The organism is Pseudomonas sp. SIMBA_067 (assembly GCF_046534675.1).
Taxonomy (GTDB): Bacteria; Pseudomonadota; Gammaproteobacteria; order Pseudomonadales; family Pseudomonadaceae; genus Aquipseudomonas; species Aquipseudomonas putida.
Window position 1 is genome coordinate 142,782 of record NZ_JAWRYH010000011.1, and the last position, 15,949, is coordinate 158,730.

The 15,949-nt window shown below is 63.5% G+C and carries 15 protein-coding genes and 1 pseudogene; 13 read left to right on the forward strand and 3 right to left on the reverse strand.

Annotated features, from left to right (window positions below; translation table 11 throughout):
- The first annotated feature begins 324 nt into the window (after positions 1–324).
- From SB765_RS22325 to SB765_RS22365, 9 genes and pseudogenes are all read left to right on the forward strand, one after another.
- Positions 325–957, forward strand: coding sequence for a hypothetical protein (locus SB765_RS22325; protein WP_341798079.1), 633 nt, complete (start codon positions 325–327; stop codon positions 955–957).
- Between the two features lie 232 nt (positions 958–1,189).
- Positions 1,190–1,447, forward strand: coding sequence for a hypothetical protein (locus tag SB765_RS22330; RefSeq protein ID WP_410912107.1), 258 nt, complete (start codon positions 1,190–1,192; stop codon positions 1,445–1,447).
- Positions 1,448–1,550: 103 nt separating this feature from the next.
- A pseudogene (locus SB765_RS22335) lies at positions 1,551–1,667 on the forward strand (DUF3077 domain-containing protein); the annotation flags it as partial.
- Between the two features lie 176 nt (positions 1,668–1,843).
- Positions 1,844–2,938, forward strand: a complete 1,095-nt coding sequence (gene sfnG, locus SB765_RS22340) for a dimethylsulfone monooxygenase SfnG (protein ID WP_410931961.1) — start codon at positions 1,844–1,846, stop codon at positions 2,936–2,938.
- Between the two features lie 94 nt (positions 2,939–3,032).
- Positions 3,033–3,614, forward strand: coding sequence for a hypothetical protein (locus SB765_RS22345; protein ID WP_341798082.1), 582 nt, complete (start codon positions 3,033–3,035; stop codon positions 3,612–3,614).
- A 367-nt stretch (positions 3,615–3,981) separates the two neighbouring features.
- Entirely contained in the window at positions 3,982–4,464 is a 483-nt protein-coding gene (locus SB765_RS22350; protein ID WP_016500667.1) for a formate dehydrogenase subunit gamma, read from the forward strand.
- Entirely contained in the window at positions 4,458–6,017 is a 1,560-nt protein-coding gene (locus SB765_RS22355; protein ID WP_410931962.1) for a formate dehydrogenase beta subunit, read from the forward strand. The genes SB765_RS22350 and SB765_RS22355 overlap by 7 nt, the downstream gene beginning before the upstream one ends.
- The gene (fdhF, locus tag SB765_RS22360; RefSeq protein WP_341798084.1) at positions 6,014–8,896 is read left to right on the forward strand and encodes a formate dehydrogenase subunit alpha; all 2,883 of its coding nucleotides are present in this window, start codon (positions 6,014–6,016) and stop codon (positions 8,894–8,896) included. The genes SB765_RS22355 and fdhF overlap by 4 nt, the downstream gene beginning before the upstream one ends.
- The gene (locus SB765_RS22365) at positions 8,893–9,096 is read left to right on the forward strand and encodes a formate dehydrogenase subunit delta (protein WP_174369982.1); all 204 of its coding nucleotides are present in this window, start codon (positions 8,893–8,895) and stop codon (positions 9,094–9,096) included. The genes fdhF and SB765_RS22365 overlap by 4 nt, the downstream gene beginning before the upstream one ends.
- Positions 9,097–9,143: 47 nt before the next feature.
- Here SB765_RS22365 and SB765_RS22370 read toward each other — a convergent pair whose 3' ends face one another.
- Positions 9,144–10,007 carry a universal stress protein gene (locus tag SB765_RS22370; RefSeq protein ID WP_341798085.1) on the reverse strand — a complete coding sequence of 288 codons (864 nt, stop codon included), beginning with the start codon at positions 10,005–10,007 and terminating at the stop codon, positions 9,144–9,146.
- A gap of 157 nt (positions 10,008–10,164) precedes the next feature.
- Between SB765_RS22370 and SB765_RS22375 the strand changes: the two genes are divergently transcribed.
- Positions 10,165–10,782 (forward strand): tRNA-(ms[2]io[6]A)-hydroxylase, encoded by a 618-nt coding sequence (locus SB765_RS22375; protein ID WP_410931963.1) that lies wholly within the window; start codon positions 10,165–10,167, stop codon positions 10,780–10,782.
- Between the two features lie 22 nt (positions 10,783–10,804).
- Here SB765_RS22375 and SB765_RS22380 read toward each other — a convergent pair whose 3' ends face one another.
- Positions 10,805–11,125, reverse strand: a complete 321-nt coding sequence (locus tag SB765_RS22380) for a YqjD family protein (RefSeq protein WP_341798086.1) — start codon at positions 11,123–11,125, stop codon at positions 10,805–10,807.
- A 129-nt stretch (positions 11,126–11,254) separates the two neighbouring features.
- Here SB765_RS22380 and SB765_RS22385 point away from each other — a divergent pair, with 129 nt between their 5' ends.
- Positions 11,255–11,518: a hypothetical protein gene (locus tag SB765_RS22385; RefSeq protein WP_049273556.1), complete on the forward strand. Its 264-nt coding sequence runs from the start codon at positions 11,255–11,257 to the stop codon at positions 11,516–11,518.
- A gap of 17 nt (positions 11,519–11,535) precedes the next feature.
- Here SB765_RS22385 and SB765_RS22390 read toward each other — a convergent pair whose 3' ends face one another.
- Positions 11,536–12,018 carry an LEA type 2 family protein gene (locus SB765_RS22390; protein WP_410931964.1) on the reverse strand — a complete coding sequence of 161 codons (483 nt, stop codon included), beginning with the start codon at positions 12,016–12,018 and terminating at the stop codon, positions 11,536–11,538.
- A gap of 135 nt (positions 12,019–12,153) precedes the next feature.
- On the opposite strand from SB765_RS22390, the gene SB765_RS22395 reads away from it, so the two are divergent.
- The gene (locus SB765_RS22395) at positions 12,154–13,278 is read left to right on the forward strand and encodes a sigma-70 family RNA polymerase sigma factor (protein ID WP_410931965.1); all 1,125 of its coding nucleotides are present in this window, start codon (positions 12,154–12,156) and stop codon (positions 13,276–13,278) included.
- A 213-nt stretch (positions 13,279–13,491) separates the two neighbouring features.
- Positions 13,492–15,918: a TonB-dependent receptor gene (locus tag SB765_RS22400; protein WP_410931982.1), complete on the forward strand. Its 2,427-nt coding sequence runs from the start codon at positions 13,492–13,494 to the stop codon at positions 15,916–15,918.
- Positions 15,919–15,949 lie beyond the last annotated feature (31 nt).

The following is a 15,949-nucleotide window of genomic DNA, read 5'->3' on the forward strand; positions in this document are numbered from 1 at the left end:
TTCGTAATGGCAGGGATTAGCTATGAAAACCGGTTTCAGGGAGGCCCAGCGCGCAGTGATAGCGGCGCTTGAATCAGGGGAGTACCAACACGTTTCACGCGGGGATATCGATATAAAGAACCTGTTGGCTACAGGGGAGGTGTCAGCCCGAGAGGTTGTCGAAGTCGTGCGCTCATGCCGGGGCATTCACCACGCAAGCAGCCCTCACCACGCTGTCGCTGCCGTAGAGGTGCATGTGCTCAAACGGGATGGCTGGTACATCAAGTTCTTTTTTATCGAACCAGACACCTGGTTCATTAGCGTTCACCAGTGAGTACCCAGATCATGAAGATTCTGTTCGAAGGGGATAGCGGAAAAGCACTGTGCGAGCAGTGCCAGGCAGTGGTGACCACTCGCTATGCCCGCCGGGATGTACCGTTCAGCGATGGCAAGGGTGTGGCCAGGGACATATTGGTGGGCGTGTGTACCCGTTGCGATGGCGTGGTCGCGCTTCCACCGCAATCCACACCAGCCATTCATGAGGCGCGCAAGCAGCAGCTCAAGTCTATCGAGGCGCGCTTGCCGGCCGTCTACGTGGACGTGCTGGATGCGGCCATGCATGCAGTCAGCAGCGACGCCGGGGCCAATTTACGCAAGTTGTTTCTGGCCCACTATGTTCAGAGGTTGGCGCAGGTTCAGCAGGGGGGGCGATTGCGGGCTGCGCACCTGGCGTTCATCCAGGCGCTGGATGAGCAGCGGGAGCAGCGCGGGCTTGCAAGGTCCAATGCAACCCGACGGTTGTCGATGAAGGTTAATCCGCACATGGCGGAGGACCTGCTTGCGCTGCAACAGCAAACAGAGATGAACCAGACTGAACTGCTGAAGGCAGTGATCGCCCTTATCCAGGCGGATGTGCTCGAAGAGCGGGACGAGGAAGTGATTGTGGCGCTGCAGCGGCTGGCGCGGTTGGCGGTATAGTCAGCACTGAACATTGTCGCTTGTGCGTGGGGCAACCACGCACAGGGCTCTTCGTTGGCCCGCCAGATTTTTTTTGCGCTCAGCTGCGTTTTATGGTGGCTGCGTACGGGTGGTCTTCGGACCAACCGGGCTTTCTAGTTGCCTCGGTCTTGCAGGCCCTTACGTAGCCGCCACCCAATCATCTGCAAGTGAGCAGGTGGCGATCTTGGTAGTGCAACTAGAGAGATTCGCCATGCTCAAAATTGTTCCCGATCCACCTTTCTCCGCTGACCCTTCGCACCACCTGGAAGACACCCTGATCCAGGCCACCGAATACGTCCTCTGCGCCTTGTCCGTAGGCCATCACGCCATCTCCACGCTGCCCAAGGCTCCCGCCACCGTCATGACCTTGGCGGTGATGCATGAAGTGGAGGCTGTGCGATCGTTGCTGGAGACGGCGATTGCGCAGGTGCAGTTCAAAGGCAAGCCGCAAATGCATACCTTGCATTGATGGGCTGAAATCAAGTTTTGCCAGCGGTGGATGGCACGGGCTGCGCCCGTGTTCGCGGGTGAACCCGCTCCCACAGGATAGTGGAGGGCAGTACCACTGGCTGGCATTTATCGGGGTAATGGACAACGAACCGGTGCTGGTCTGGGCCTCGCACTTCCTCTGCGACATGGCCAAAGCCTTGATGGATGACGCTCACATGGGCATGCGCAAGAACCGGTGAGCCAGCAACAAGCGGCGATGTTGCGCAGGCAACAGTGATCCGACAGCGTGTTTGACCACATGCAGTCAACATCGTCGACTAATTCCACTAACCCGTTGAAAGTAAAGCACTCCAGCCGTTGGCACGCTTGCTGCTCATGCCTCCTTGAACCCCAAGGACTCTCAAGGAGCTTCCCCATGAGCCACACCCCACTCAAGTTCGCCTACTGGGTCCCCAACGTCAGCGGTGGCCTGGTGGTCAGCACCATCGAGCAACGCACCAGCTGGGACATCGACTACAACCGCAAGCTTGCGCAAATCGCTGAAAAAGCCGGCTTCGACTACGCCCTGTCGCAAATCCGCTTCACCGCCGGCTATGGTGCCGACAACCAGCATGAGTCGGTCACCATCAGCCATGCGCTGCTGGCTGCCACGGAAAAGCTCAAGGTCATCGCCGCCATCCTGCCAGGGCCGTGGAACCCGGCGCTGGCGGCCAAGCAGTTGGCCAGCATCGACCAGTTCACCAATGGCCGCATCGCCATCAACGTGGTCTCGGGCTGGTTCAAGGGCGAGTTCCACGCCATTGGTGAGCCGTGGCTGGACCACGACGAACGCTATCGCCGTTCCGAGGAGTTCATCCGCGCGCTCAAGGGCATCTGGACGCAGGACAACTTCACCTTCAACGGCGACTTCTATCGCTTCCGTAACTACAACCTCAAACCCAAGCCGCTGCAGCAGCCGCACCCCGAGATCTTCCAGGGCGGCAGTTCGCGTGCGGCGCGGGACATGGCCGCGCGGGTGTCGGACTGGTACTTCACCAACGGCAACAGCGTGGAAGGGATCAAGGCCCAGGTCGATGACATCCGGGCCAAGGCCGCAGCCAACGGCCACTCGGTCAAGGTTGGGGTAAACGCCTTCATCATTGCCCGCGACACAGAGGAAGAGGCGCGGGCGGTGTTGCAGGAAATCATCGACAAGGCCAACCCCGAGGCGGTGCGGGCGTTCGGCCACGAGGTAAAGCATGCCGGGGCAGCCAGCCCGGAGGGCGAGGGCAACTGGGCCAAATCCAGCTTCGAGGACCTGGTGCAGTACAACGATGGCTTCAAGACCAACCTGATCGGCACGCCTGAGCAAATTGCCGAGCGCATCGTTGCGCTGAAGGCAGCCGGGGTGGACCTGATTCTGTCCGGCTTCCTGCATTTCCAGGAGGAAGTGGCGTACTTCGGCGAGCACGTATTACCGCTCGTGCGTGAGCTGGAAGCCGGGCGCAGCGTAGACAAGGCAGTGGCCTGAGGCCTGGAGGCAGGGTGGCTTGGCACCCTGCCAGTATTGTCGGATTGTCGTGCAGGGGTTAGGTTGCCGGGCTTACTTCAAGGAAGATAACCCCATGAAACGGACCTTACCGCTCCTGTTCGCCTGCGCGATGTTCCCCCTGCAAGCCTGGTCAGCGCTTGAAATCGGCCAGTTCACCCTCGGCATGCCCAAGCCCCAGGTGTTGGCCATCCTGCAGCAGCAGTTTGGCGAGGTTGAGCATTTCACGGGGTATCACTATCAGGTACCGACCGAGTTCTACAAGGGCGCCGGCCCGAAGGGGGACCTCAACCTGGGCGGCATTCCCATCTCGCAGGTGCAGGCGGCGTTCAACGAGGCAGACCAGCTGCGCCAGGTTGAGGTACGTTTGGACACCACCGATGAAGCGCGGGTGCAGCAACTGCTGCCAATGACCAGGGATGCGAAGCCTGTGCCGGATACCGGTGGCCGGCTGGAAGCGTTTTCCGCAGATGGCGAACTGGTTTACTGGGTGTCCAGGAACTGGGACAGGACGGTGGTGACCATTGCCGACAAGGCCAGTTCGGAAGACAACATCAAGGCGCGGGCCAAAAGCGACGAGAAGTTTGCCCAGTTGAACCGCAAGTTCGACAAGTTGATCGAGACGGCCAAGGCGGTGGAGGGCAAGGGCGCGCCTTGATCGATGGCGAGGATCGGGCGGTCTGTGAAGGTGAGTCGCGTTTGCTGGGTGCCGATGGCTGCGACCTGTGCAACTGTTACAAGGATGGCGGGCTGGCCACTGCCCTGAAACCTCGCCTACCGTGCAGGGGGGCGTGCACTTGGCGTCGGTTTCAGGATGCGCCTGGTCGTTCGCACGCAACCCCCTGGCGCCACAAGTGCCATGCTTGCAGGATGCCTTCGGACCAGCGTGCGCAGATGCGCGGCCGTGGGCAAGGAGGCCGTCGGCGCCGCGCAACCGTGACGTGGCCGACGTGCCGCAGCAGAACACGCTGGATACCTGCCCTCACAATAATTCAGGCGGGGTCCGTGATGCCGAGGTCCGCTGTATGCCTGATGAACTGCTCCACCTGCCCGTGATCCAGCGCATTCTGGCTCGCGACAAGGACGCCCCTGGTGCCTTGTTGCCTATCCTGCATGCCATCCAGCACGACATCGGTTTCATCCCCGATGCTGCTGTACCCGAAATTGCCCATGCCCTGAACCTCAGCCTGGCTGAAGTGCGCGGGGTGATCAGCTTCTACCACGACTTTCGTACATCGCCACCGGCGCGCCACACCCTGCGCCTGTGCCGCGCCGAATCGTGCCAGAGCCGTGGCGCCGAGGCCCTGGCCGCGCAACTGCGCGATCAGCTGGCACTGGACGACCATGGCACCAGCGCCGACGGTGCCATCAGCCTGCGGCCGGTGTACTGCCTGGGTGCCTGCGCCTGCTCGCCGGCCCTGGAGCTGGACGGCCAGGTGCATGCGCGGCTTACCCCTGAGCGCCTGCGTGCATTGGTAAACGCTTGCCGGGAGGACGCAGCATGCTGAAGCTCTACATCCCGTGCGATTCGGTGGCCCGTGCCGTGGGGGCCGACCAGGTTGCCGATGCCTTGCAGCGCGAGGCCGAGCGCCGCCAGTTGCCGCTGGATATCCAGCGCACCAGCTCTCGCGGGCTGTACTGGCTGGAGCCGCTGATCGAGTGCGACAGTGCGCAAGGGCGCTTGGGCTTCGGCCCGGTTACCCCACAAGACGTGCCGGCATTGCTCGACGCCCTGGCCGGTGAGCCAGGTGGCCACTCGCTGGCGTTGGGGCTGGTCCAAGAAATCCCTTACCTGAAAACCCAGCAGCGGTTGCTGTTCGCCCGCGCCGGCATCTCCCGCCCGTTGTCGATGGACGACTATCGCGCCCATGGTGGTTTCGCCGGCCTTGAAGCGGCCGTGGCCCTGAACGGTGACGAAGTGGTTGCGGCCGTGCTCGACTCCGGCCTGCGTGGCCGTGGCGGTGCGGCGTTCCCGGCCGGCATCAAGTGGCGCACCGTGCGCGACGCCGGGGCTGGGCAGAAGTACGTGGTGTGCAACGCCGACGAGGGCGATTCCGGCACCTTCGCCGACCGTATGCTGATGGAAGGCGACCCCTTCCTGCTGATCGAGGGCATGATCATTGCCGGCCTCGCCGTGGGGGCCGACAAGGGCTACATCTATGTGCGCTCGGAATACCCGGATGCCATCCGCGTGCTCGACCAGGCCATCGCCATCGCCCGTGATGCCGGCTACCTCGGCACCGACGTAGCCGGCAGCGGCCAGGCGTTCGACCTTGAAGTGCGGGTGGGTGCCGGTGCTTACATCTGCGGCGAAGAAACTGCGCTGCTCGAATCCATCGAGGGCAAGCGTGGCATTGTCCGTGCCAAGCCGCCACTGCCCGCGCTACAAGGCCTGTTCGGGCTGCCCACACTGGTGCACAACGTGCTCACCCTGGCTTCAGTGCCCATCATTCTCGCCAAGGGGGCAGCGTTCTATCGCGATTTCGGCATGGGCCGCTCGCTGGGCACCATGCCGTTCCAGCTGGCCGGCAATATCCGCCAGGGCGGCCTGGTGGAGCGTGCGTTCGGCCTGACCCTGCGCGAGCTGGTGGAGGGCTACGGCGGCGGTACGGCCAGTGGCCGGCCGCTGAAGGCTGCGCAGGTCGGCGGCCCGCTCGGCGCCTGGGTACCCCCCAGCCACTTCGACACCCCGCTGGATTATGAAGCCTTCGCCGCCATGGGCGCGATGCTCGGCCACGGCGGTGTGGTGGTGGCCGACGACACCCTGAACATGGCCAGCATGGCGCGCTTCGCCCTGCAGTTCTGCGCCGAAGAATCCTGCGGCAAGTGCACCCCATGCCGCATCGGCTCCACCCGTGGCATGGAAGTGGTCGACCGGTTGATCGCCACGACTGATTTCACCGAGCGCCACGACCAGGCCCTGTTGCTGCGCGACTTGTGCGACACCATGCAGTACGGCTCGCTGTGCGCCATGGGCGGCATGACTGCCTACCCGGTGGCCAGCGCCCTCAAGTACTTCCCCGCCGATTTTGGGCTGACCACCACGGAGGCCGCGCAGTGATCAATTTCTTCGACCCCGCTTCTGATAAAAGCAGCGACCTCGGCACCCCGGCCCGTGATAGCGAAGTGCAGGTCAGCCTGAGCATCGATGGCCGCGCCATCAGCGTACCTGCCGGCACCTCGGTAATGCGCGCCGCGGCCATGCTCGGCACCAGCATCCCCAAACTGTGTGCCACCGACAGCCTCGAAGCCTTCGGCTCATGCCGCATGTGCATGGTGGAAATCGACGGCATGCGCGGTTACCCGGCGTCCTGCACCACGCCGGTCAGCGAAGGCATGGTAGTGCGTACCGAAACGCCACGCCTGGCCGGCCTGCGCCGCAACGTGATGGAGTTGTACATCTCCGACCACCCGCTGGACTGTCTGACGTGCTCGGCCAACGGCAACTGCGAGCTGCAGACCGTGGCCGGCCAGGTGGGCCTGCGCGAGGTGCGCTACGGCTACGACGGCGCCAACCACCTGGCTGAGAAAAAGGACGTATCCAACCCGTATTTCGATTACGAGCCCAGCAAGTGCATCGTCTGCAGCCGCTGCGTGCGCGCCTGCGAAGACATCCAGGGCACCTTCGCCCTGACCATCACCGGCCGCGGTTTCGAGTCGCGGGTGGCGGCAGCGGGTGGCGATAACTTCCTCGCCTCCGAATGCGTGTCGTGCGGCGCCTGCGTCCAGGCCTGCCCAACCGCGACGCTGACGGAAAAGAGCCTGGTGCAGCTTGGTCAGCCTGAGCGTTCGGTGATCACCACCTGCGCCTACTGCGGCGTCGGTTGTTCGTTCCGCGCCGAAATGAAAGGCGACCAGCTGGTGCGCATGGTCCCGGACAAGAACGGTGGCGCCAACCACGGCCACGCCTGCGTCAAGGGCCGCTTTGCCTGGGGCTACGCCACCCACCCGGATCGCATCACCAAGCCGATGATCCGCAAGCGCCTGGAAGACCCGTGGCAGGAAGTGAGCTGGGACGAAGCGGTCACCTACGCTGCTAGCGAGTTCCGCCGCATCCAGCTCAAGTACGGGCGCGATTCCATCGGTGGCATTACCTCCAGCCGCTGCACCAACGAAGAAGCCTATCTGGTGCAAAAACTGGTGCGCACGGCGTTCGGCAACAACAACGTCGATACCTGCGCGCGGGTGTGCCACTCGCCCACCGGCTATGGTCTCAAGCAGACCCTGGGTGAGTCGGCCGGCACGCAAAGCTTCGATTCGGTGATGCAGGCAGACGTGGTGCTGGTGATTGGCGCCAACCCCACCGACGCTCACCCGGTGTTCGGCTCGCAGCTCAAGCGCCGCCTGCGCCAGGGTGCGCGGCTGATCGTGATCGACCCACGGCGCATCGACCTGGTCGACTCGCCGCACGCCCGCGCCGAGCTGCACCTGCAACTGCGCCCGGGCACCAACGTGGCCATGCTCAACGCCCTGGCCCACGTGATCGTCACCGAGGGCCTGCTGGCCCAGCGTTTCATCGATGCCCGCTGCGAAACCGAAGACTTTGCCCGCTGGCGCGACTTCGTCAGCCAGGCAGACAACGCCCCCGAGGTGCTGGGCCCGGTGTGTGGCGTGCCCGCCGAGCAGATCCGCGCCGCGGCGCGCCTGTATGCCACCGGTGGCAACGCGGCCATCTACTACGGGCTGGGCGTGACCGAGCACAGCCAGGGCAGCACTGCGGTGATGGGCATCGCCAACCTGGCCATGGCCACCGGCAATATCGGCCGTGAAGGGGTAGGGGTGAACCCGCTGCGTGGGCAGAATAACGTGCAGGGTTCGTGCGACATGGGCTCGTTCCCCCACGAGCTGCCCGGCTATCGGCATATTTCCAACGAGGGCGTGCGCGCCGAGTTCGAGCGCGCCTGGGGCGTGACCTTGCAGCCCGACCCGGGCCTGCGCATCCCCAACATGTTCGAGGCAGCGCTGGACGGCAGCTTCAAGGCCCTTTACTGCCAGGGCGAGGATATCGCCCAGAGCGACCCCAACACTCAGCACGTCACGGCGGCCTTGCACGCCATGGAATGTGTGGTGGTGCAGGACATCTTCCTCAACGAAACGGCCAAATTCGCCCATGTGTTCCTGCCGGGCTGCTCGTTCCTGGAAAAGGACGGCACCTTCACCAATGCCGAGCGGCGCATTTCGCGGGTGCGCAAGGTCATGGAACCGCTGGCCGGCAAGGCCGACTGGGAAGCGACCGTGGCCCTGGCCAACGCCTTGGGCTACCCGATGAACTACCGTCACCCGTCCGAGATCATGGACGAGATTGCCCGCCTGACGCCGACCTTCCGCCGCGTCAGCTACGCCGAAATCGACCGCCATGGCAGCCTGCAGTGGCCGTGCAACGACGCGGCGCCGGATGGCACGCCGACCATGCATATCGACCAGTTCGTCCGTGGCAAGGGCCGCTTCATGCTCACCGGCTATGTGCCCACCGACGAAAAGGTCAACAACCGTTACCCGTTGCTGCTCACCACCGGGCGCATCCTCAGCCAGTACAACGTCGGCGCCCAGACCCGGCGTACCGGCAACGTTGCCTGGCATGACGCCGACCGTCTGGAAATCCACCCGACCGACGCCGAAAGCCGCGGCATCCAGGACGGTGACTGGGTGGGCATCGGCAGCCGCGCGGGGCAGACCGTGCTGCGCGCCAAGGTCAGTGCGCGGGTAGCGCCGGGGGTGGTGTACACCACGTTCCACTTCCCCGAGTCGGGGGCCAACGTGATCACAACGGACAACTCCGACTGGGCCACCAACTGCCCCGAATACAAGGTGACGGCAGTGGAAGTGGTGAAAGTGTTCCAGCCATCGGAGTGGCAAAAGCGCTATCAGGACTTCAGTGACGAACAGCGGCGCTTGCTGCAGGAACGCCGTACAGCGGAGAAAGCCGAGGTGCGCCGATGAGCAGCGATAACCTGGTCAAGATGGCCAACCAGATTGCCCATTACTTCGACAGCGAGCCAAACCGGGCGCTGGCGGTGCAAGGGGTGCGCCAGCATTTGCAAAGCTTCTGGACGCCGGCCATGCGCCGGCAGCTGGCAGAATGGATCGAGGCCAATGCAGGAGAGGGGCTGGACCCGAAGGTGCTGGAGGCGATGCCGTAACGGGTCTGCGCGGTCCTACAGGGACCGCGCCAATTGTGGAAATTGCGTCAGCCGCGGGCTAGTTCGGCCTGGTGGGCGATGGCTTCTTCGCTCTTGAGCACCAGCACATCCCCCTCAAGCGCATCCAGTACCACCTCCGAAGTATTGCCAATCAACGCCCCGGAAATCCCCGTGCGGCACACCGTACCAATCACCGTCACCACCGCGTTCAGCAGTTTCTCGGTATGCGGAATCAGTACATCTGCCGGCCCTTCAGCCACATGCAGGCACTCCTCGCTGATGCCGTACTCTGCCTGGAACGCCTTGCACGCATCGCGGTAGCGCTGCTCGATGGTCTCGCTCAACTGGTACGTCGGGTCCGAGGCCGACAGCATTGGCGACGGGTGCGCGCTGATGACATGCAGTTCGCCCTTGGCCAGCCCGGCGATGGCGTAGCCATGGTCGATGATGCTCGCATGCAGGCGGCGGTGGTCGTCGTCCTGGTTGCCCACGTCTACCGCAGCCAGAATCTTGCCACCGGTCCACGGCCGTTCGCTCTTGACCATCAGCACGGCACACGGGCACTGGCGCAGCAGCTTCCAGTCACTGGGGGTGAGCAAGGCTTTTTTCAGCGGGTTGTCCGGGCGGTGTTCCTTGATCACCAGCTCGCAGCCCTCGGCCTGCTGCACATAGATGATGGTGTCGTGCAGGTTGTCGCGCCAGGCCTCCTCGTGGGTGACGTTGTCGTACCCGTCATCGTGCAACTGGCTACTTAGCAGGCTAAGCAGTGCAGTGTGGTCATGCTTTTTGTCACACATCAGCAGGTGCAGGCGTGCGCCAGTGACGCCGGCAATCAGCTTGGCCCGGGTGAGCGCCCGGCTGTGGGCGTGCTCGGGGTCGAGGACGACGAGGATGCTGCGGACGGCTTGCATGGGCGTTAGCTCCCTTCAAAGGTGGCGACCAATGCCTGACTATAGACGGCGCGCCCCCCGCTGGCGCTTGATGTACATCAACAAGCATAGTCACTGGCGCCGCCCGCCGCCGCCGGTATAATCGCCGGCCCTGCCTGTTCTGTGTGGTTGCATGCTTATGTCCCTGATCCCCGAAATCGATGCCTTTCTTGGCTGCCCGACGCCAGACGCCTGGATCGAAGCGGCGCTGGCCGACCAGGAAACCCTGCTGATCGACCACAAGAACTGCGAATTCAAGGCCGCGAGCACTGCCTTGAGCCTGATGGCCAAGTACAACACCCACCTCGACCTGATCAACATGATGTCGCGCCTTGCCCGCGAGGAGCTGGTGCACCACGAACAGGTGCTGCGCCTGATGAAGCGCCGTGGCGTGCCACTGCGGCCGGTGTCGGCGGGCCGCTATGCCTCGGGGCTGCGCCGCCTGGTGCGCGCCCACGAGCCGGTCAAGCTGGTGGACACGCTGGTGGTAGGGGCGTTCATCGAGGCACGCAGTTGCGAGCGCTTTGCTGCGCTGGTGCCGCACCTGGACGAAGAATTGGGCCGCTTCTACCAGGGCCTGCTGAAAAGCGAAGCCCGCCATTACCAGGGCTACCTGAAACTGGCGCACAACTACGGTGATGAGGCGGACATCGCCCGCCGGATTGAACTGGTGCGCGCTGCAGAAATGGAGCTGATCCAGTCTCCGGACCAGGAACTGCGCTTCCACAGCGGTATCCCGCAAGCGCTGGCCGCCTGATTCGCACCAGGCGGCCCAGGCTTCAGTTGCGCCGCCCCAGCAGCAGGCCCACCACCAGCCCCAGGCCGGCGGAAATGGCGACGGTCTGCCAAGGGTGGCCGCCGATGTAGTCCTGGGTGGCGTGCACCACCGGTTGCGCTTTGTCGCGCATAGTGCCAGCGGCCTGGCGCGCCTGTTTCAGTTTCAGGCTGACCTGCGCTCGCAGGGTTTCTGCTTCTTCGCCGACCAGGGCGGCGCTGTCGTTCAGCAGCTTTTCCGATTCTTCGATCAGCGATTGCAGTTCGCTGAATACCTGGTCCTTGATCTGGTCGCTGTCCGCCAGTGTGGCGTTTTTACGGGCCATGAACTCGTCCTCGTTGATGGGGTGGTGTGAACAATGGATGCCGCTGCGTCGGGAAAGTTGCGGTGGCTTTCCGATGTTGGGTTGCCTGGGTGTAAGATAGCGGCCATTTTCAAACCTGCAGGTACCTTCATGAGTTTCAATCTGGCCAACATGAGCTTCGAGGAACGGGCGCAGATCGAGGCAGAGAAGGCGCGGCTGTTCGAGATGTGGCAGAGCAGCCTGGGCAAGGCCAAGGGCGATGCGGCCCGGCTGATCGCCGAAAAGCCCCGGCGCAAGGGTAAATGGGCCGAGTGGGTGCGCGCCGAACTGGAGGGCATGTCGCCGCCCGAATACGCCAGCATGGTGCGCAGCGAAGTCAACAAGCTGATGGCCGCCGCCAGCGCCAGCCGCTGAATACCCCTGGCGGGCGCTTACCAGGTCGCGCCTTTCGGCAGGTCCAGCTTGCCCTCGTCAGTAAAGCGCACGGTCCCCAGCAACCCGCCCGCCAGCTTGCCGCGCAGCTTGTAGGGCAAACCCTTCAGTGAGTCCACCGTGCCCAGCCCATAGGCCTGGCGCAGGAAGGAAAACGCCGTGATGCTCACCGGCACCACGATCACCGCTTCGTCATAGCGGCCAATATGCCCCTGCTGGTCGCTGACCCCGGCGGCCAGCGGCTGGCCGTTCACTTCCAGGTTCAGGGCAATGCCGTTGTAGTCGATCGGCGACTCGTTAGGGTTTTGCACGCGCATTTTCACCGCCATGCGCAGTTCCAGTTCTTGGCCGGGCAGCGGCTCGATGCCGATCACGCTGATGTTGACCGGGTCGCGTGGCTGGAGCAGTGCGCAGGCACCCAGGCCATACGCCATCAGCAGGACGAGAAGCAGGCGGCTACAGCGGTGCAGGCGGGCAGTCATTGCGGGCGACCTTGCCAGAGTGAGCGAACCGCCAGTGTGGCAAATGCGCGTCGGCGTTGAAAGTCTCCTTGCAGATGAAAGATACTGTTTCTCATTAACGCCCGATAACTCATCCTGCTGGCAGTGCCCAAACCCATGCTGACGTCACCCGTGTCGGGCCTGCTGGCGACTTTCCAGGAGCACTACGACGACCTGCTGCAGTTCCTGACGCGGCGCATGAGCGACCGCCAGCGCGCAGCCGACGTGGCGCAGGAAACCTATCTGAAGCTGGTGAAAGTCGATGAACAGGCGGTGCCGGTGCTGCACGCCCGTAGCTTCATCTTCCGCGTGGCCGGTAACCTGGCAATTGATGCCTTGCGCCGTGAGCAGCGCTTGGCTGCCAGCCATGACGACTGTGACGGGACCTGTGAACTGACCTGCCCGGCGCCAGCGCCCGAGGCGACGTTGCTGGCCCGTGAGCGCCTGCAAATCCTTGACGATGCGCTGCTGAAACTGCCCGACAATGCCCGCCAGGCGTTGTTGCTGAACCGCGTCGAAGGCCTGACCCAGGCGCAGATTGCACAGCGGCTGGGGGTTTCCGAGAGCATGGTGGCCAAATATATCGGCCAGGCCCTGCGTCATTGTCGCGACTGGCTCAAGCAGGCCGGTGTGGCTGCCTCCGTGGTGTTGCTGGTTGCCGCTGTGGCGGGTTGGCAGCAGGCACCGGTGTTGTTGGCGGACTACCACACCGCTGTGGGTGAGCGGCAGGTGATTACCCTGGCGGACGGCACGCGGGTAACGCTGAACAGCGCCAGTGCGCTGAGTGTGGTGTTCAGTGAGCACGAACGCCGTGTGGTGCTGGCTGCCGGTGAGGCCTTGTTCGAGGCCACGGATGATCCGCGGCCGTTTGTGGTCGATACGGCAGGCGAGCGGGTGCAGGGTGGTGCCGCCACCTTCAGCGTGCGTCGTGATGGCCGCGTGGTGTTGGCACGCGGTGAAGCCAAGGTCGGCGAACATGAACTGGCGGTGGCGACCGATGCCGGTGCGCAGATGGCCTGGCAGCGCGGCAAGCTGATCTTCAACGGCAAACCGCTGGGGCAGGTGTTGACGGAGCTTGAGCGTTACCGGCATGGGCGCATCGTGCTGTCTGATAGCAAGCTGGCGGCGATGGAGGTGAGCGGGGTGTTTGACCTTGACGAGCCTGAAGCACTGCTGCGCACGCTTGAGCAGCGGTATGGGCTGAAGGTTACCTACCTGCCGTGGTTGGCTGTGGTTCATTGATCAGCCTGTGCCGGCCTCTTCGCAGCACAAGGCTGCTCCTACCGGCATGTGCGGTTCCTGTAGGAGCAGCCTTGTGCTGCGAAGAGGCCGGCACAGAAATAAAAATATTTTCCATTTGGCACTGCAAGTTCCTGCAAGCCAGATCGTCGTAGTGGGACTGATCAGCAACCCATTCTCATTTACGACTTGTCAGGAAGCTCATTCGTGCCTCTGATGCTCAAGCCCTTGCACCGCAGTCGCGGTCCTCTTCACCATGCCCTGATGTCCTGCAGCGCCCTGGCCATGCTGGTCGGCCCGCTGCATGCGTCGGCCGCGACCACCGCCGAACAAACCCAGATGCAGGCTCGCCAGGTTCAGCTCGACCTGCCAGCGCAGCGGCTGGACCAGGCCCTGACCACCTTTGCCGACCAGGCCGGGCTGCACTTGCTGTACACCACAGGTGACGTCGCAGGTATTGCCAGCCCGGCGTTGCACGGCAGCTACAGCGTCGAGCAGGCCCTGCAGCAGTTGCTGGCCGGCAGCGGCATGAGCTGGCACTTCAGTGACGCGGGCACCGTGACCCTGCGCAAGGCCCAGGCAGCGCCACAGGCGGTCAACCTCAAGCCGATCGAAGTCAGCGTGGCCTCGCGCACCAGCACCGCAATCAGCGAAATCCCCGGCACTGTGTGGGTAGTCGACCAGCAGCAGCTGCGCGAGCAGATCGACAGCGGCGTCAGCCTGAAAGAAGCCATCGGCAAGCTGGTACCTGGCCTCGACCTGGCGCCGGAAGGGCGTACCAACTATGGCCAGAACATGCGCGGGCGCAACGTGCTGGTGATGATCGACGGGGTCAGCCAGAACAGCTCGCGCGGCCTGTCGCGTCAGTTCGACAGCATTTCGCCGTTCAACGTCGAGCGTGTCGAAGTGCTGTCTGGCGCCAGCGCCATCTACGGCGGTGGTGCCACTGGCGGCATCATCAACATCGTCACCAAGAAGGGCGAACCCGGCCCGGCGCGCTTCGAGACCCAGCTTGGCGCCAGCAGCGGGTTCAACAACAGCGATGACCTGGCCACCCGCTTCGCCCAGTCGATCAGTGGCGGCAACGAGCGGGTCAATGCCCGGCTGGGTATTTCCGGCGAGCAGAACGAAGCCTTCTACGACGGTGCCGGCGACCAGATCTTCATCGACAACACCCAGACCGACCTGCAATACAACCGCACCATCGACGTGCTCGGCACCCTGGGCTTGCAGTTGAACGACCAGCAGAGCCTCGACCTGCTGGCCCAGTACTACGACTCGGGCAACCACGGCAGCACGGGGATTTACTTTCCCAACCTCAACTACAACGCGCCATCCGACCTGGAAGACGCCGAGCTGCGCAGCGGCTATTCGTCCGACCTGGAGCCGCGTACCCGGCGTTTGTTGCTGAACGCTAATTACCACCACAGCGATGTGCTGGGCCAGGATTTCTACCTGCAGGCCTCGTACCGCAAGGAAGACGACAACTTCTACCCGTTCCCGTACTACAACCGCGCCACGCCCACCGGCTCGCGCGGGGTGTACTTTGCTGCCTCGCAGCAGAACTTCGAGGTCACCAGCCTCAAGGGCTTGTTCGCCAAACAGTGGGATACGTTGAAGCTGACCTATGGCCTCGACCTGGATCGCGAGCGCTTCAATGCCGAGCAGACCACCTTCAACGCCCTGACCTCGTCCGAATCGGGCGGCCTGGAGATGGAAAAGGACAGCAAGGCCGCGCGCTATCCCAGCTACCGGGTCGATGGTGTGTCGGTGTACGCCCAGCTGGACTGGCATGCCACCGACAACCTGACGCTCTCCGGCGGTGCCCGTCGCCAGCAGATGGACGTCGACGTCAGCGACTTCAAGGGCGTGCCGGGCGGCAGCAACGATTACCAGGTCAACCTGTTCAACGTAGGCGCCATCTACGACTTCAAGAACGGCCACCAGGTATGGAGCAACTATGGCGAAGGTTTCGACCTGCCAGACCCTGCCAAGTATTACGGCAAGCCGGGCCTGAGCGTGGCCGACAACCCGCTGGCCGGCATCAAGAGCCGCCAGGTGGAACTGGGCTGGCGCTATGCCGACCTGGACTGGGATGCCCAGGCGGCGCTGTACTACATCTGGTCGGACAAGATCATCAACGTCGATTCGCAAACGCTGACGATCAACGTGGAAGAGCAGAAGAGCCGCGACTTCGGCTTTGAAGGTGCGCTAACCCGGCACTTCCAGACGGGCTGGGAAGCGGGCGGTACCCTGCACCTGACCCGCTCCGAGGAAGAGGCTGTCGACGGCGGGTGGAACAAGCGTGATGCCCGCTATGCATCCTTGTCCAAGGCCACTGCGTTTGTTGGCTGGAAGGGCGATGGCCGCAGTGCGCGGCTGCAAGCCAACCATGCGTTTAGCCTGAAGGACGATGCCGACCACGAGATCGACGGTTACACCACCTTCGATTTGCTGGGCAGCCAGGACACCGGCTTCGGCACCTTCAGTGCCGGCATCCAGAACCTGCTGGACAAGCAGTACAGCACGGTCTGGGGCCAACGCGCGACGCTGTTCTATTCGCCGACCTACGGCCCGGCGTACCTGTATGACTACCAAGGGCGCGGGCGCACCTACACCCTGACCTGGAGCATGGCTTACTAACCCTTCTCCAAGGCGTGCCCGGCCCTTGTAG

What these genes read in the sequence shown, in the direction of transcription:
- SB765_RS22345 (WP_341798082.1), top strand. Translation starts at nt 3,033, where the DNA reads ATGAAACGGACCTTACCGCTCCTGTTCGCCTGCGCGATGTTCCCCCTG.
- SB765_RS22395 (WP_410931965.1), top strand. Translation starts at nt 12,154, where the DNA reads ATGCTGACGTCACCCGTGTCGGGCCTGCTGGCGACTTTCCAGGAGCAC.
- SB765_RS22370 (WP_341798085.1), bottom strand. Translation starts at nt 10,007, where the DNA reads ATGCAAGCCGTCCGCAGCATCCTCGTCGTCCTCGACCCCGAGCACGCC.
- sfnG (WP_410931961.1), top strand. Translation starts at nt 1,844, where the DNA reads ATGAGCCACACCCCACTCAAGTTCGCCTACTGGGTCCCCAACGTCAGC.
- SB765_RS22380 (WP_341798086.1), bottom strand. Translation starts at nt 11,125, where the DNA reads ATGGCCCGTAAAAACGCCACACTGGCGGACAGCGACCAGATCAAGGAC.
- SB765_RS22400 (WP_410931982.1), top strand. Translation starts at nt 13,492, where the DNA reads ATGCTCAAGCCCTTGCACCGCAGTCGCGGTCCTCTTCACCATGCCCTG.
- SB765_RS22350 (WP_016500667.1), top strand. Translation starts at nt 3,982, where the DNA reads ATGCCTGATGAACTGCTCCACCTGCCCGTGATCCAGCGCATTCTGGCT.
- SB765_RS22355 (WP_410931962.1), top strand. Translation starts at nt 4,458, where the DNA reads ATGCTGAAGCTCTACATCCCGTGCGATTCGGTGGCCCGTGCCGTGGGG.
- SB765_RS22375 (WP_410931963.1), top strand. Translation starts at nt 10,165, where the DNA reads ATGTCCCTGATCCCCGAAATCGATGCCTTTCTTGGCTGCCCGACGCCA.
- SB765_RS22365 (WP_174369982.1), top strand. Translation starts at nt 8,893, where the DNA reads ATGAGCAGCGATAACCTGGTCAAGATGGCCAACCAGATTGCCCATTAC.
- SB765_RS22385 (WP_049273556.1), top strand. Translation starts at nt 11,255, where the DNA reads ATGAGTTTCAATCTGGCCAACATGAGCTTCGAGGAACGGGCGCAGATC.
- SB765_RS22390 (WP_410931964.1), bottom strand. Translation starts at nt 12,018, where the DNA reads ATGACTGCCCGCCTGCACCGCTGTAGCCGCCTGCTTCTCGTCCTGCTG.
- SB765_RS22330 (WP_410912107.1), top strand. Translation starts at nt 1,190, where the DNA reads ATGCTCAAAATTGTTCCCGATCCACCTTTCTCCGCTGACCCTTCGCAC.
- SB765_RS22325 (WP_341798079.1), top strand. Translation starts at nt 325, where the DNA reads ATGAAGATTCTGTTCGAAGGGGATAGCGGAAAAGCACTGTGCGAGCAG.